General features: G+C 65.7%; 10 protein-coding genes. 6 read left to right on the top strand and 4 right to left on the bottom strand.

Annotation, left to right across the window (positions count from 1 at the left end):
- Nucleotides 1–187: 187 nt before the first annotated feature.
- The gene (locus tag AKJ09_RS25420) at nucleotides 188–1,402 is read right to left on the bottom strand and encodes a site-2 protease family protein (RefSeq protein WP_169927852.1); all 1,215 of its coding nucleotides are present in this window, start codon (nucleotides 1,400–1,402) and stop codon (nucleotides 188–190) included.
- A 528-nt stretch (nucleotides 1,403–1,930) separates the two neighbouring features.
- Between AKJ09_RS25420 and AKJ09_RS25415 the strand changes: the two genes are divergently transcribed.
- The 3 genes from AKJ09_RS25415 to AKJ09_RS25405 all read left to right on the top strand — a co-directional run bounded on the left by AKJ09_RS25415 (nucleotide 1,931) and on the right by AKJ09_RS25405 (nucleotide 4,167).
- The gene (locus tag AKJ09_RS25415; RefSeq protein WP_146650016.1) at nucleotides 1,931–2,152 is read left to right on the top strand and encodes a hypothetical protein; all 222 of its coding nucleotides are present in this window, start codon (nucleotides 1,931–1,933) and stop codon (nucleotides 2,150–2,152) included.
- 49 nt (nucleotides 2,153–2,201) lie between these two features.
- Nucleotides 2,202–2,633 carry a GatB/YqeY domain-containing protein gene (locus AKJ09_RS25410; RefSeq protein ID WP_146650014.1) on the top strand — a complete coding sequence of 144 codons (432 nt, stop codon included), beginning with the start codon at nucleotides 2,202–2,204 and terminating at the stop codon, nucleotides 2,631–2,633.
- Between the two features lie 313 nt (nucleotides 2,634–2,946).
- Nucleotides 2,947–4,167: an RNA polymerase sigma factor RpoD/SigA gene (locus tag AKJ09_RS25405; RefSeq protein WP_169927851.1), complete on the top strand. Its 1,221-nt coding sequence runs from the start codon at nucleotides 2,947–2,949 to the stop codon at nucleotides 4,165–4,167.
- Between the two features lie 3 nt (nucleotides 4,168–4,170).
- Here the strand turns inward: AKJ09_RS25405 and AKJ09_RS25400 are convergent, their stop codons facing one another.
- On the bottom strand, nucleotides 4,171–4,863 hold the full coding sequence (locus AKJ09_RS25400; protein ID WP_146650010.1) for a hypothetical protein: 693 nt from the start codon (nucleotides 4,861–4,863) through the stop codon (nucleotides 4,171–4,173).
- A gap of 103 nt (nucleotides 4,864–4,966) precedes the next feature.
- Between AKJ09_RS25400 and AKJ09_RS55005 the strand changes: the two genes are divergently transcribed.
- The 3 genes from AKJ09_RS55005 (at nucleotide 4,967) to AKJ09_RS25385 (ending at nucleotide 7,600) form a co-directional block, all read left to right on the top strand.
- Nucleotides 4,967–5,365 carry a KGG domain-containing protein gene (locus tag AKJ09_RS55005; protein WP_240488586.1) on the top strand — a complete coding sequence of 133 codons (399 nt, stop codon included), beginning with the start codon at nucleotides 4,967–4,969 and terminating at the stop codon, nucleotides 5,363–5,365.
- A gap of 70 nt (nucleotides 5,366–5,435) precedes the next feature.
- Nucleotides 5,436–6,212, top strand: coding sequence for an arginyltransferase (locus AKJ09_RS25390; RefSeq protein ID WP_275936645.1), 777 nt, complete (start codon nucleotides 5,436–5,438; stop codon nucleotides 6,210–6,212).
- Between the two features lie 113 nt (nucleotides 6,213–6,325).
- Nucleotides 6,326–7,600, top strand: coding sequence for a BamA/TamA family outer membrane protein (locus AKJ09_RS25385; RefSeq protein ID WP_169927850.1), 1,275 nt, complete (start codon nucleotides 6,326–6,328; stop codon nucleotides 7,598–7,600).
- A gap of 24 nt (nucleotides 7,601–7,624) precedes the next feature.
- Here the strand turns inward: AKJ09_RS25385 and AKJ09_RS25380 are convergent, their stop codons facing one another.
- Complete coding sequence (locus AKJ09_RS25380; protein WP_146650006.1) at nucleotides 7,625–13,237, bottom strand: DNA repair ATPase; 5,613 nt, start codon at nucleotides 13,235–13,237, stop codon at nucleotides 7,625–7,627.
- 28 nt (nucleotides 13,238–13,265) lie between these two features.
- Nucleotides 13,266–15,386, bottom strand: coding sequence for a flotillin family protein (locus AKJ09_RS25375; RefSeq protein WP_146650004.1), 2,121 nt, complete (start codon nucleotides 15,384–15,386; stop codon nucleotides 13,266–13,268).
- Between the last annotated feature and the right edge of the window lie 134 nt (nucleotides 15,387–15,520).

Genomic DNA, 15,520 nt, shown 5'->3' with positions numbered 1-15,520 from the left:
CGAATCGCGCTGCAAGAAAGGAGCTTGGAGCGCGAAGCTCGGCGCTCGATCGTCGCGCATGCGTGGACGAGGCGCCGAGTCGAGAATCCGCGTCGCGGCACGCCCGTCACACGGGCCTGAACACCTGCGCGGCGATGTCACGGCCGTGACAGTTTTGTCCCTGCCCAGAGCTTGCCACGAACGTCGATCACGCGTGACGAGGCCGCGGCGGCGCCATTCGTCCTCCCGTCCGAGAATGAAGCTCGAGCCATCGCGCGATATCGTTCTGGTAGACGACGCCGACGAGCGCCCCTTCGTAGAGAACTGGCAACTGGCGAACAGCGGCGTTGCCGAGTAGGCGCAAGGCCTCGAACGCATCGTCGGTCGGTTTCACGGTGACGAGGTCGGTCACCTTCGTCATGACGTCGCGCGCGGTGCGGAGATCCCATGCTTCGACGGGGATGCGACGCATGTCTTCGAACGCAACGACACCGACGAACTGCGTGCCGTCGAAGACGGGATACGCCTCGTCCTCGCGGTGGATGAAGAACTCGTTGACGAGCGTGCGCAGCGAAATGGACGCGCTCACCCAGGGTCCGTTCGTGCGCATGACGTCGCCGACGTGCACTCCGGAGAGAGCCCCTTCGACGGCCGCCCCCACCTGATGCTGCATCGCTGCATTCCTCAGGAAGAGGCCGATGAGCCCCAGCCAGATGCCGCCTCCGACGCCGGTTCCGAAGAAGGGCACGCGGTAGCCGAAGGCCATGAAGATGCCCATCACGATGAACGCCCAACCAACCAACTGGCCGATGGTCGTCGACCAGCGCGTCGCCCGCTGCAGGTTACCGGTCGCCTTCCACAGAATCGAACGAAGGATGCGGCCGCCATCCAGCGGGAACCCAGGGATGAGGTTGAACAGGCCGACCATGATGTTGACCGGCCCCAGCCACACGAGCAGCGTCGTGAGCGGCCCCATGTGCGCGACCGCGTCCTCGGCCGACTCGAATTGCGCACCGTGCATCGTGACGCCGGTCAAGAAGGCCACGAGGACGAGCATCCCGATGCCGAGCAACACGCTCGAGATGGGGCCAACGATGGCAATGAGAAACTCGGCGCCGGGCGTCGGCGGCTCGCGCTCGATGTTCGAGACACCGCCGAACATGTGCAGCGTGATGTCGCGGACGGGAATTCCGTAGATGCGAGCCACGAGCGAGTGAGCGAGCTCGTGAAACAGAACGGACCCGAAAAACGCGAGCGCCGCCAGGATGGCCACGATGATCCCGGTCGCAATGGTCCAGTCGGGATGCCAGCGCGAGAAGACCGAGACCAAGCTCCAGATCACGAGCGCGAAGATGAATAGCCAGCTCGAATCGAGTCTGAACTCGACGCCGAACAGCTTGCCGATCCGAATCGCATTGCGCATGGGCCGCGCGCTCCTTCCACGGGTACGAGGCACGGCGGCGCATGCGTCATGCCATCGGCAGCAAAGCAGGAATCGAAACGACGCGCCGAGACAGAGCTGAACCGGCATTTCGGCGTCAAAAACGTGTCGATTCTGACGCAGGTGGAGTGTGAAATTTCGAACGGTGATGCGAACTCGAATTCGCGTTCGAAGGAATCTGGCCTAGCGCTTTCGCGCACTTCGAAAAGATGAAGACGAGAGGCGGAATGGCACACCGACTGCAGCGGTTTCGAGGCATAAAGGTTCGCGCCTCGTGACATGAATCGAGAGCGAACCGGACCCGTCAGGTAGTCAGCCAGTCAGCGCGTCAGCCGCTTCCTCGTCTGTCTCGTCTCTCTCTCGTCTGCGCCCCCCCCATCGAACTCAGCCTTAGCGACGCCCGCGAGTCCCCGCCCGCTTCCTTCTTCGCCCTCTTCGCGCATCGATCTCACAAGAGCCCCTTTCTTCGTCCGCGAGCGCGTCCGTTTCACTTCTTGGAGACCAAGGGTCATGTCTTTTCGCATCATCCTCGTCGACCCCACCGGCGATGTCGTTCTCGATGGCCGTAGCGTCCTGCACGAAAACGCCGCACCGGCGGTGATGCAGGCACCTGCTCCGATCGAAGAATCGGCATCGGACTCCGAACCGCCGACCCTCCGTTCCGCCGAAAGCGGGTTCTTCCCCACGAAGATCCTGGACGGCGCAGCGAAGTCGAAGACCAGCGCGGCCTGACGATTTTCCGCCCCTTGGCGCGGGCGCGAAGGCGGGCGATGCTGCGGGCATGCTCGTCGACGACATCAAGAAGCGCGTGGCCCAGGCGATGAAAGAGGGGGACTCGGTCGCCCGTGACGTTCTGCGTCTCGCGCTTGGTGAGATTCAGACGGCCGAAGCCCGAAAAAGCGCCGCTCTGAGCGACGAAGAGCAGGCTGCCGCCCTCCGCAAACTGATCAAATCGAACGAGGAGACCCTGTCGCTGGCGACGGGAGACAATGCGAACGCGCTTCGACACGAGATCGAAGTGCTCAAGGCGCTCCTCCCCGCCCAGCTCGACGTCGCGCAGATCGTTTCGCTTCTCGCGCCGCAGCATGAGGCGATCAAAGCGGCCAAGGCCGAGGGGCAAGCCGTCGGCGTCGCCATGAAGCACCTGAAGTCGACCGGGCAGAGCGCCTCGGGCAACGACGTCGCCGCGGCCGTGAAGCAGATTCGCGGCTGACGAGGACCGCAGCTCGGGACGTCAGAGCGCCGCCTCGCGCGTTGGACGCGAGGCCGGGCGCGGCGCCGCCATGCGTTCGGACCGTGCCTCCCGGACAACGCAATCGTCCGGCATTGCATCGAAAGTGGGAACACAGCCGGGTTCGCGCGCGTCGTGGATCCGGAGACCGAAGACCGCCCGCGGTCGCGGAACGGCTGAGGTCGTTCGATCTCTCGTCGTGCTTTCGAGCGTTCGTGCGGCGGGTGATTACGTTTCCCGTTCGAATCCGGGCATGTTTCGCGGCCCTCGCACGTTTGACAGGCGGCCTCACCTGATGAACTCGACCACTCTCGAATTCACCGCGACAACCGATGTGGACGGCGGGACCAGCAACGACCCGCTCGAGCTTCACTTCCGGAAAATGTCGCAGTTTCCTCTTCTCACCCACGCCGAGGAGCTGGCCTTGGCCCGGCGCCTGGAGCGCGCGGATCTCTCGATCACGCGGGCTCTGCTCGGTTGCCAGGAGGGCCGTGAGGCGCTGCTCGAAATCGCCCGATCGCTGCGGGATCACGAGACCCGCATCGAGGACGTCGAGCGAAATCCCAACCCCGAAGACGAGAAGCTTTCGGTCCGCATCGAGCAGGCCGTCGCGGATGCTACCCGCAAAGGTCCCACGCGGTCGCGACCGCGGGCGCATGGACTCCGCATCCACCCGCAAGCCCTCCGCCCCGTCGTCGAGCAGCTCGGCGAGCGCTCGGCACGTGAGCCGAAAAACGCTCCGCTCCGCGCCGCGCTCGAGGCGATCGAGAAGGGTCAGCTCGAAGGAAATCGGGCCACGGCCGAATTCATCCACGCGAACCTCCGCATCGTGGTGACGTTCGCGCGGCGCTATCGCGGCATGCCCCTCGTCGACCTCATTCAGGAGGGCAACCTCGGCCTGCTCCGCGCGGTCGACAAGTTCGACCACCGCCGCGGGCTACGTTTCAGCACGTACGCCGCGTGGTGGATCCGCCATGCGCTGAGCCGCGCCCTCGCCGATCAGAGCAAGATGATCCGCTTGCCTGTCCATCTGACGGGAACGGTGCAGCGCGTGCGTCGTGCCGAAGAGCGTCTCCTCCGCGAGACTGGCAAGGAACCCACCGTTCCGGATCTCGCCGCGCGGACGGGGTTGCCTGTCGAGCAGGTCAAACGTGCGCTCGAAGTCGTTGCCCAACCCATTAGCCTCGAGACGCCCACCGGCGGCGCGGGCGAACGTGAAGCCGCCGAGCTCGGTGACTTCGTGGCCGATCAATCGGCACAGCCTGCCGACGAGGCCGTCGCCGAGAGCGAGCTCCGCGACGAAGCCCGGCTCCTTCTCGCCGAGTTGCCGGAGCGAGAAGCGGAGGTCATTCGCCTTCGTTACGGGCTGAACGGCGGCGCCCAGCGCACGCTCGAAGAGATCGGCAAGAGCCTCTCGCTCTCGCGCGAACGCGCTCGCCAACTCGAACGCGACGCGCTTCGCAAGCTCCGTGCGGCCTCCGAGAAGCGACGCCTCCGCGCTCACCTCACGGGCTGAAGCTCACTCGAAATTGCCGAACCGAACGGCGAGCGACCCGGCCGGGCCACTCATGTTGAGGGCACCGGTCTCGGCGAAGCTCGGCTTCGTGGTCAGGCGGTACGACGCCCCCGTCACCACGCGGACGTTGTTCGTGACGTCGTACTCGACCGAAACGTCCGGCTCGATCACGGCCGTCGTCTGATCGTCGCGCGCGGCGTTCGGAACGGTGAGCCTGACGACGGCGCCGCCGGCCAGCACTCCATAGGTGAGCCGCAACCGCGACCGCGCACCGAGGATGCCGCCTACGCGAGCGCCGCCGTATGCGAGGTCGACATACGCCGATCGGCCGAGCCGATCCGCCGCTTCGTTCGCGTGCGTGCTGTCCGCCGTCGTGTAGCCCGCGACGCCGAGCGCCAGTGTTTCTCCGAGCACCCATCCCGTTTGGAGACCGACGAGCAAGGCCGCGTTTCCTTCGAGCGCCGTCACCTTCGCTTCGGGCCCACCGTAGAATCCCGACCACGCACGCGAGGCGGGTCTCTCCTCCTCACTCGAGGATTGCGTGCTCGTCGACGCTGCTGGAACGACCGGCAGAGGCGTCACCGCGCCCTCCTCGGCATGCGCCGAGCGAGCCGTCAGCGTCGTGAGTCCGAGCGTGGACACGAGCGCGAGCGCGAGAGCGAAACGCGAGCCGTGTCGGAATTGAAGGTCGAGCATGGCGAGCACCGCCGTTCATCGTGCAACGAGTACGCCCGTTACGCACGCTCGGGATGTCGCAGGGGCATACGACTTGCGACTTCGTGGACGAGGAGGTGGAACCATGTGCGCGAATGCCCACGACCCGACGAAGCCCGGGGGCACGCCGGAAGAAGGAGAGAATCCTACGGCGCCCAAGGCTTCGACCGACCCCAACAAGCCCGAGAAAACCGAGGGGGCGGAAGCCGAGCCGCTGGCCTTTGCGCCGCCCGAGAACCCGCCTGCCGAGAAGCCGAAGCAGCGTCGTGGCTTCGCGGCCATGGATCGAGCAAAGGTCCGCGCCATCGCCATGCTTGGCGGGGCTGCCGTTCATCGCAAGGGCACCGCTCACCGTTTCTCGCACGAAGAGGCACGCGAGGCGGGCCGCAAGGGCGGACTTGCCCCTCACCGCGTGCGTGGCCGCAAGCTCCCGGCGCAAGAGAACAATGCCGAGGCTCCGGCCGAGGGGAAGAAGGAGGGATGAAGGGGTGACCGCGACCGAGGCGAAACCGCTGCGCGTGTGCCAGGCGTGCCGCGCTTGCCCCGCGTAGGGCATGCGCGACAAGATCGGACGCGTGGCCCGGCTGCTTCAGCACATCGTCGAACCCCCACGGGCTTGCTCGTACTTGCCTGACCGTGAGGCTCGACTCGAGCTTCGTGTTCAGGTCGACGTCACGGCCAGCGAGCTCGACGCGATGCTCGAGAGGGGATGGCGACGATTCGGTCCGGTCTACTTCCGTCCGGTCTGCGCGAATTGCGCGGAGTGCGTCACGCTACGTATTCCGACCGCCTCGTTCGCGGCCACCAAGAGCCAACGTCGCGCGGCCAAGGCTGCGGCTCGGCTGCGGCGGGTCGTAGGTCAGCCGGTCATCGACGACGAAAGGCTCGCGCTTTATCAGCGGTGGCACGCCGAGCGCGAACGCTCGCGGGGTTGGGAGCCGAGCGAGCTCGACCCCGAGCGCTATGCCTTCGATTTCGCCTTCCCGCATCCGTCCGTTCGCGAAGTCGCCTTCTACGACCCGGAAGATGAAGATCGCCTGATCGGCATCGGTATCTGTGACGAGACGCCGAGCGCGCTCTCCGCGGTCTACTTTTTCTGGGATCCCGAGCACGCTCCACCTTCACTCGGCGTCGCGCACGTCGTTTTCCTGGTCGAGCACGCCCGCGCTCTTGATCTTCCGTACGTCTATCTGGGCTACCGCGTTGCCGAGTGCGCGTCGCTCGCGTACAAGTCCCGCTACCGCCCGCACGAACTTCTCGAGGGGAGACCGGCGGAAAACGAACAGCCGTCATGGCATCCGGAAACCCCTGCGAGGGATCGCGATCACTGAGCCGACGAGGGCGACGTTCGTTCGCCCGCGCTGCCTGCGCGGCCACCTTGTTCGTGCTTGCGCTGCTCGGGGCGACGGAGAGCCAAGCCGAAGAACCGCATACCCCTCCGCGCGTGACGGCTCCCGCGCCGAGCGATGCGCCTCCGGCGAGCATGCCGGCCGCTTCGCCTTCGTCGGGCGAGACCGACCCGTCGGGCATGCCGATCGCCGACTACCAGACGCGCCGCTACGAACCGGCGGGCTTCCCGCTTCTCGGCGGTAACAGCGACATCGGCTTCCAGTTCGGCGTCGTCGGCACGCTGACGAAATTCGGCGACGGCGCGATTCCGTACGTGTGGAACATGGACCTCGTCCTCGCCGCCAGCGTGAAGGGCGGCCCCGCGGGTACCGAGCTCGCCCAGCAGAAGTACTCGTTGCAGATCGACATTCCACACGTCTTGGACAACGTGCGCACGACGCCGATGCTCGCGTATTCGCGCACCGTCGACTCGCCTTACTTCGGTCGAGGCAACGCCAATCAGGCCGTCATCCCCGCTCAATCGAGCGGGCAGGAAGGGCGCTTCTTCCAGTTTCTCGCGCGCGAAGTGCGCTTCCGCAGCCCCACGCGCCTCACGATCAAGAGGCCGTACTACGCGATGCTCGCGCCGACGTTCCGCTTCGAAGATCCGGTCGCGTACGAAGGTAGTCGGCTCGCCCTCGACGCGCAGACCGTCACGCGCTCCGGCGCGCCGCTCATTCGCGGCCTCCACTCGGCTCCCGTTGCGGGTCTTGCCGGCGGGCTCGTCATCGACAGTCGCGACAACGAGTTCTTTCCGCATCGCGGCATGTTCCACCAAGTCGGCGTTCGATACGTCCAGGGCTTCCCGCTCGACGGCGACATCCAATACGGCGGCGCAGGCGTGAATCTCGCGGGGTACGTTCCGCTCGGCGGTCCCTTCGTGTTCGCCGGTCGCGCCGTTGCCGACTTCGAGTTCGGCCGCGTGCCTTTCTACGATCTCTTCATGGGCGGACCATTCAACTCCATCGAGCTGCCCGGCGGTCCGAACGGCATCCGTGGCGTTCCCATCGGACGCTATTCGGGCCTCGTGAAGGTCGTGGGCAACGCCGAGATCCGGGCGATGCTGCTCCACTTCCATTTCCTCGATCAGCGCTTCCGCATCGGCGGCGCGACGTTCTTCGACGCCGGCCGCGTCTTCGACGAATACTCGTTCCATGCTCCGCGCGACGGACGAGGCATCGGCCTCAAGTACGGCGTCGGCGCAGGCACGTACATCCAATGGGGAGACGCCGCCGTCTTCCGCATCGAGCTCGCGTACTCGCCCGATGCCGTGGCGGAGAACCCGGGCTTTCCGTTCGGGCTCTACGTCGAAGACGGCGTGATGTTCTGAGTCGGCGCCTCGATTAACCGCACATCAGTCCCGCACGAACGGCTCGCGCGCTCGAACGAACTGACCGATCATCACACGCGCCTCGTCGGACACGGTCGACAGGCGAACGCCGAAACCGGCGGGAGCGTCGTCGTTCATGTAGTCCTGGGCGAAGGCCACGGTGCCCGAAACGTCACATCGCGCGCCGCCCGGCATCTCGAGGCCGAGAAGCACGATGGCCCCGAGCGCAGGCGGCTTCGCGTAGGTCGAGACGAAGACACCTCCGTGCTCGACGACGTCGTTGCCATCGAGACCGCGGAAGAAGTTGCTCGAGCTCGCGACGTCGAGCGACACATCGAAGCGCGGCACGGAAGCTTGCACCGTGGACAGCTTGTGCTCGAGCCTCCTCACCGTGGTGATGAGCTCGTTCACGCGATCGACGACGCCCGTGCTCTCGGTGCTCGCTTGCGGAACCGGCGCACTTGGCCGCGAAGCGTGCTTCGCGAGGTCCGCCAATCCAGCGACGACGTGCTCGACGGTGCGCGCGTGCTCGCGAACAACGTCGATCACGGCAACGGCCGCCGCCGAAGTCCCCTCGTCGACACGCAGCTCCACACGCGGCTTTCGGCTCTCGCGAAGCGTCTCCTCGAGCCGCGCGAGGGCCGCACCGATCTGCGTCGTGAGCCCGTTGTCGCCGGTCTTGTTCGTCGCCTGGCCGATCGCCTCGCGGATCTTCTGCAGCTGCTCGTCGACGCCCGAGAGCGCACCGGTCACGCGAGCTACGGGGTCGTCGCCCTTCCCTCCCGAGCGGCGTGTCCGGACGTAGGCGTCTTTGATTTCTCGCCAGCGGAGCTTCTCTTCGTCGGTCATGCGACCGCGAATCTCCGCGAGCTTGAGCAGGTTCTGCTCGGCGCCGGTGGTGAGCGTCTGTGATTCACTCGCGTAGTGGTCGTCGATGAGGCGCTGGAGCTCCTCGGCGTTCATCGCCCCGACGATCTTCTCGGCGAGCTTGTTCATGTTGCGGTAGCTGCCCTGCAACTTGAACGGCGGCTCGGTGCGGAACGCGTCTTCTTGCGACGCGGACAGGATGTAGTTTTGATTCACCGCGAGCAACAGCTCCTGCGCCTCGAAGAAGTGCTGGAGCACCGCGGTGATCTCGGAGACCTCCGCCGCCGAATATCCGTGCGAGAGATCGGTGAGCGGCACCTCTTCTCCACGAGCCAGTCGAACGAGCTTCCACACGTCGGCGCCGTCGCGCGTCGCGAGCGGTGCGAGCGTGGGATTCGAAGTCAGCGAGTTCTCGAGATAGCTCGAAGCGAAGAGCTCCTCTTGCCCGCCGAGGATGTCGCCGAGGTTGTACGTGTCGGCGCGGTTCGCGAGCATGTCGGGGATCTGGAAGCGCGCGCCCGTCTCGGTGTACGGGTTGCCGGCCATCACGACGCAGAACTTTTTGCCGCGAAGGTCGTAGGTGCGGCTCTTGCCCTTCCACACGCCTTCCACGCGACGTTGCGCGTCGCAAAGCGAGATGAACTTCTGCAAGAGCTCGGTGTTCACGTGCTGGATGTCGTCGAGATAGAGCATCACGTTGCTCTGCATCTCGAAGGCCAGGTTGATCTTCTCGACCTCCTGCCGCGCGGTGGCGCTCTTGGCATCCGCGGGGTCGAGCGACGTCACGTCGTGGCCGAGGGCCGGCCCATTCACCTTCATGAAGACGAGACCGAGCTTGCTCGCCACGTACTCCATGAGCGTGGTCTTGCCGTAGCCGGGCGGCGACACGAGCAGCAGCATGCCCATGAGGTCGGTTCGCTTCTTCGCGCCGAGCGCGCCGATCTGCTTGGCCAGGTTGGCGCCCACGAGCGGCAGGTAGACCTGATCGATGAGCCGATTGCGCACGAACGAGGTGAGAACCCTCGGCGTGAACTCGCTCAACCGAAGGCGCTGCTTCTCGCGCTCGAGAATGGTGGCCTTGAGCTTGCGGAACGCGCGAAATTTCGGCACGCGCTCGGAGGCGAACGGCAGGAGACGACCGAACATCTCGTCGATCGCGATGCGCATGGCGCGATTCTCGATGCGCGCGTGGCTGCCGAGGAGACCTTCGAGCGTTGCCTCCACGGTGGCGGCGCTGGGCTCCCGAGCGACGTCTCGATCGGCCACGAGCATGGCCGCGGCTTCGCGCACGAAGGAGCGCGCCGAGGCGAGCTTCTTCTTCTCGACGAACGCCTCGACGTAGGCGAGAGCCACACCGAGCCGCGCGGCGGGTAGCTCGGCGAGCGCGCGCAGCTCCTCTTCGAACGCACGGCGACTTCCGTTCTCGTCGAGGAACGTCGTGAGGCCTCGGCAGAGGCTGTCGGCCGTGGCGCTCGCGACGAAGCGTACGCGCTCCTGCGCGAGCTCGAGGACGAGATAGCGCGCGGCCGACGAGACGTCACCGGACGAGGGCGGCAGGCCGAGCGTCTTGGCCAGCGCCGCGATCGGCTCTTCGAGCTCCTTGGCAAGCGACGCCTGCGCGGAAGCGTGCGAGGTCTCTGCACGGAGTCGGCCGAGGCTCTTCGCGCGTGCGTGGAGAACGGTGCGCGCGCGCACTTCGAGACCGCCCCAGTAGAGGCAACCGAGGGCGCGCGCGTCGGCCGCGAAGCGCAAGAGACCCGCGGACGCGTGGAGCGACAGAAGTCTCTCGAGGATCCGCGCGGCATCCATGTCGTGGACGCCCCGTTCGTAGCCCTCGTCGAGCCGCTCTTGGGCGTACGCGCGGACGACGTCGAGCAGGGCGTTCGAGTCGCGCGCAGCGAGGGCGAGCGCTTCGAGGGTCAAACCATTCTTGCCGTCTTCGGCGTCGAACAGCATCGACGTGGCGAGATACTCGCCGCGATACACCTCGGAGGTCTCCGAGACGAGCGCTTGATCCCAGAGATCACGTGCGGCATCGAGCTCGGGATCGGAGATCTCCTCGAAGAAGTCGGTGCCGGTGAGGTGCAGCATGAGGGTCCCGTTCTTGGGGACCATCACGAGCTCGAGGGGCTGGGTGTGGACGCTGAAGACGTACTGCCCGAGCTTGATGCTGTTCTCGTCGCCGCCCGAGAGCTCCGTCTTGTCACGCAGTGCGCGGAGCGCGTCTTGGCGTGCGGCCTTCACGCGCGATGCGATCTCGTCGGAGCGCACCGTGTCGCCGAGCGAGCGGAGCTGCGCCTCGAGATCCGCGAGCTTCTGCACCATCGCGTCGGACGCGAAGTACGCGTTGAGCTCGTCGACGGTGGTAAGCGTCTTGGTGCGACGACCGACGCCCGACAGAATGCGTTCGGCCGCGGTCATCAGGTTCTGCGCGCGACGCTGACGCTCGTCGAGGAGCTGCTGACGGCGCGCGCCGATGGCGTCGTTCACCTCTTCGCGCTTCTGCGCGAGATCGGCGGTGAACTCGTCTTGCTCGCCGAACTTTCCTTCGAGCTCCTCGAGCGCGAGAAGAAGCTTGGAGAGCTGTTCGTCGCAAGCCTCCGGCGTATCGCAGAGAGCGAGCGCGCCGGTGACGGACTGCCCGAAGAGGCGGAACTGCGCTGCGAACTCCGCTTTGCCTTCGCGGAGCGAGAGATCCTTCTTTCGCCCTTGGTAGACGGCGCGTGCGCGGTTCTGGTGTGCGAAGGCCGCCGAGATCCCCTCGAGGATGCGCGTGCGCGCCGTGGCGTCGTCGACCTTGAGGCTCGACGTGACCTCGGAGAGCAGCGTGAGCCCTTGCTGCACGTTGTCGAGCTCGGTGGCAAAGGCCGCCAGGTCGCTCGCCTTGTCGACGGCCTCCACCTTGCTCACCACGACATCGAGTCGGTCGACGAGCGGCTTGAAGGCGTCGTCTTTCAGGAAGTACTCGACGCACGCCTGATCGACCTCATCGGCCCGTGCCGCAACTTCAGCCTCGAGCTTGGCGACGGCATGGACGTCGATGCCGCGCAAATCCTTCAGGCTGATGAGCTGACCGCGCTGGTGACGGAGCGTGGTCAGCGCACCGAGGTAATCCTCGACCACGCGCAAGTCGTCTACGCGAACGCGCGACAGCAGCTCCTTCTGCGCGGCGGCGGCCTGCGCGAGCGCTTCGTTCGCCCGCTTCTCGATGGCATCGACCTTGTCGAACTCGTCGAGAACGAGCTCGCTGGTCTTCTTCATCGACGTAATCGTCGTGAGCAGGTTGCCCGCGTCGGCGTGGCCCAGCCAGTAGTGCGCGTCGATGGTGCGCGTGAGGGCGCTCGCCAGATCTTCGTAGGTCGCGCGCGTCGGCTTTTCGACGTTCACGAGCTTGCGGAGCGACAGCGCGTCGGAGATGCCGCGCACGAGATCGGCGTTGCCCACCTTGGCGAGATAACCCTCCCCCTTCGGCGCCGAAGCCGCGTACTCGACGGTGCTGAACGGCGTGCGCCAGATCTGCAGCGGGTGAACGCGCGTGGGCTCGGCCACGGTGCGGAAGATGGCCATGGTGCCGTCATCGAAGAGGCTGTAGCCGTGGCAGCGAATCTGGGTGGTCACCTCTTTGCGGATGACGTTGTAGGGCAGCAGAAGGTACTCGCCCAGATCACGTGCATGATACACATAGAGAACGTCTTCGCCGTTCGGCGACTTGATGACGCGCTCGAACTCGACCTCGTCGACATCGCCCTCGAAGACCTTGTGGTCGCCGCTCTGGAGGTAGTAGCCACCGGGGAAGACGATGCCGTGATCTTCGGGGAGCTCGTGACACGCGCGACCGATCGCGTCGATGCGCGTCACACGGCGCGCTCGGCTGTCGTAGACGAGATAGCGATACTTCTCCTCACGGAACGGCTTGATGCGGAGAAGAACGAGCTGGCCGACCTTGGCGTAGGCAATGTCCGCGTCGTCGAGGGTCTGGTTCGGGTCGTCGACCGGCTCGCGGTAAATGCCGCGCCCGTCTTTCGTGTTGTTCTCGACCTTGACGGTGAGGTCACCGCCGACCGTCTCCACGAAGACCGTGTCGAGAACGTTCACGTGCGGGTGCGCGCCGTGGACCTGATCTTCGCGGCGTGTCTGCGTCCAGGCGAAGTCGTACTGGCGCGGTGGCGCCATCTCCTCGTCGCCACGCGCGTCCATGTACGTGATGCGGCCCGAAGCATCGATGCTCCAGCGGAAGACCTTCGCGTCGCGAACGGTGGCGCCGACCTGCACCGCCGCGAAGAGGCGATTGCCTCCGTGCTTGAGGCGGAGGAGCCGCGCGTCTTTCGCGTAGTACTTGAACGCGTCGCGGATCTCCTTCTCGAACGACGGCTCGGCGAGGAACGCCGCCTCTCCGCCCTGACCGAGAGGCAACGGCGCGAGATCCCACTCCTCGCCTTTCCGCTCGAATTTGTAATAGGCGAACAGGTCCGGCACGCCGACTTCGGCCTTCAGACCCATGAAGACCTGGAAGCCGAAGAGCAGGTGCCCGCGCACGTTGACCACGTCGCGTGCGACGCAGTTGTGCTCCGTGCGAACACGTTCGTTGGCGATGAGCGCGAGCTCCGCACCGCCGAAGACGCTCTTGCGCTTCTCGTTGAGCGCTTCGGCCTTTTGCGCGAGCTCCGCGCCTTGCTCGAGGAGGCGGCGACGAACGACGTCGTAGCTGCCTCCCTCGAGCGACACCGCGGCACTGGCTCCCGACGAGCCGTTCCCGTTCTGGACTGTCATCCGTCAGCGACCTTCCCGATTTCGGACGTCACTCTCCCGCGGAGCCCGACGAGCCGCGCATCGCCTTCAAGCGTGCCTGCGCAGCCGGATCGGCATGAAGGAGCTTCTCGACGAGACCGAGCACGGCTTCGTCATCCGGACGCATCGCCGACTCGACCAGCGACTTGACGTTCGGACTCGAGTCCATGACGCCGTCGATGGCCTGCCCCACACTCATCGCCTTCACGAAGCGGTCGAAGAACTGACCGTCGCCGCCGACGATGTTGAACTTCGCGTTGGTGAACGCCTGCGCGAGGATCTGCGCCTGCGCGGCGGCCACGTCTTTCTTGGCGTGGATGGTCTCGAGTTCGATCGTCTTTTCCTTGTCGAGCTTGAGGCGGAACTCTTCGTGCTCGCGGCTCGCCTCGTCGAGCGCCTTCATGGAGGCGGCCTTCTCCGCGATGCCCGCGGCCTCGGCCACGAGACGCTCGCGCGTGGCCGTGGCCTCGGCCATGCCGCGCTTCTCGATGACGAACGCATCCGCCTCGCGCACCTTGGCGGCGGCAAGGCCCTTCTGCTCCTCGCCCGCAGCTTCGGCCGAGAGCTTCTCGCGAAGCGCGGTGGCCTCGGCGACACCGAGCTTCTGCACGGCGTCGGCGTCGGCCTGCTTCACCTTGGCGCGTGCGATGCCCTGCTTCTCCTCGCCCGCGGCCGTGGCCTGCATCTTTTCGAGCGTGACGCGCGCGTCGACCAGGCCCTGCTTCTCGTTTGCCACAGCATCGGCTTCCTTCACGCGCACCTTGGCGAGGCCCTCGGCAGCAGCCTCGGCCTGGACGCCTTCGGCGAGGCGCATCTTCGCGCGCGCGAGCTTGTCGGCGGTGTCGAGCTCGGCGTCGGCCGTGATCGTCTTCTGACGCGCGGCGTGCTTGGCGACTTCCTCGTTCGCCTCGGCTGCCTTGACCTGCTTGACGAGCGCGGTCTGCGCCTCGGCTTCGGCCTTGATACGGAGCGCATCGCGTTCGCGGTTCGCGGTGGCGAGGGCGCGCACGTCCTTGATGTTCTCTTCCTCGACCGCCACGGTCTTCTCCACGCTGATGCGCGTACGGACCACGTCGGCGATCTCCTTCTTCTGGAGCTCGACTTCCTTGTCGCGCGAGATGCCGACGAGAGAGACTTCGCGTTCGCGGCCGATGATCTCGAGCTGGCGCGCCTTCTCGACGCGCTCGGTCTCGACGGCGATCTCGCGCTCGCGGTTTTTCTGCGCGATGGAGATGCCGCGCGTCTTCGCCTCGGCGGCGACGAGGGTCTCTTCCTCGTTCTTGTGGTGCACGAGGAGTGTCTTCTTCTGCTCGTCGCTCGCGATGCGCGCGGCCTCGTTCTGCTCGCGCGCGTTGGCGACGGCGATCTCTTTGTGCTTCTTCGCCTCGGCCTCGGCGCGGCGCTGGTCGAAGCGGAAGATCGCTTCGTCGGCGTTGAGGTTCTGGCTGCCCATCTCCATACGCTCCTTCTGACGGAGCTCGTTGGTCTGGACGTTGTGCTGAACGGTGATCTCGGTGATCTTCCGGATGCCGTCGGCATCCATGATGTTGTCCTTGTCGAGCGCGTCGAGCGGGGTCTGCTCGAGGTAGTCGATCGCCGCGTCGTCGAGGATGAAGCCGTTCAGGTCCTTGCCGATGACCTCGATGATCTTGTCCTTGAAGTCATCGCGCTTCGTGTAGAGCTGCTCGAAGTTGAAGTGCTTGCCGACCGTCTTGAGGGCCTCGGCGAACTTCGCGCTATAGAGCTCCTCGAGCGTCTTCGGGTCGCTCGCGCGCGCACATCCGATCGACTGCGCCACCTTGAGAACGTCGTCGCGCGTCTTGTTCACGCGGATGAAGAAGGTGACGTTGATGTCGGCGCGGATGTTGTCGTTGCAGATGAGGCCTTCCTTACCGCGGCGGTCGATGTCGATCGTCTTGACGGAGAGGTCCATCACTTCCGCTCGGTTGATGATCGGGTAGACCACCGCGCCGGTGAACGCGACGACGGGCTCGCTACGCATCGTGTTCACGATGAGCGCGCGGCCTTGCTCGACCTGTCGGTAGAAGCGGGCGACCAGCGCCAACACACCGAGAATGACGATGAAGACGGCCGCGGTGGCGACCAAGACCGGAAGCAGCTGCTCGGGCATTCCCCTGACTCCTTCGTGCACGCATGCGGGCGTGAAGAACCGCGAACGCGTGCGCATCCCCTATGGGGCCGAAAGCGTCGCATGAATCGTTGACGTGAAACAGGCGAGTTTGATTCGACTCGGTCCAGCCTTGC

This window comes from Labilithrix luteola (assembly GCF_001263205.1).
Taxonomy (GTDB): domain Bacteria; phylum Myxococcota_A; class Polyangia; order Polyangiales; family Polyangiaceae; genus Labilithrix; species Labilithrix luteola.
This window is presented reverse-complemented; position numbering and strand designations above follow the sequence as displayed.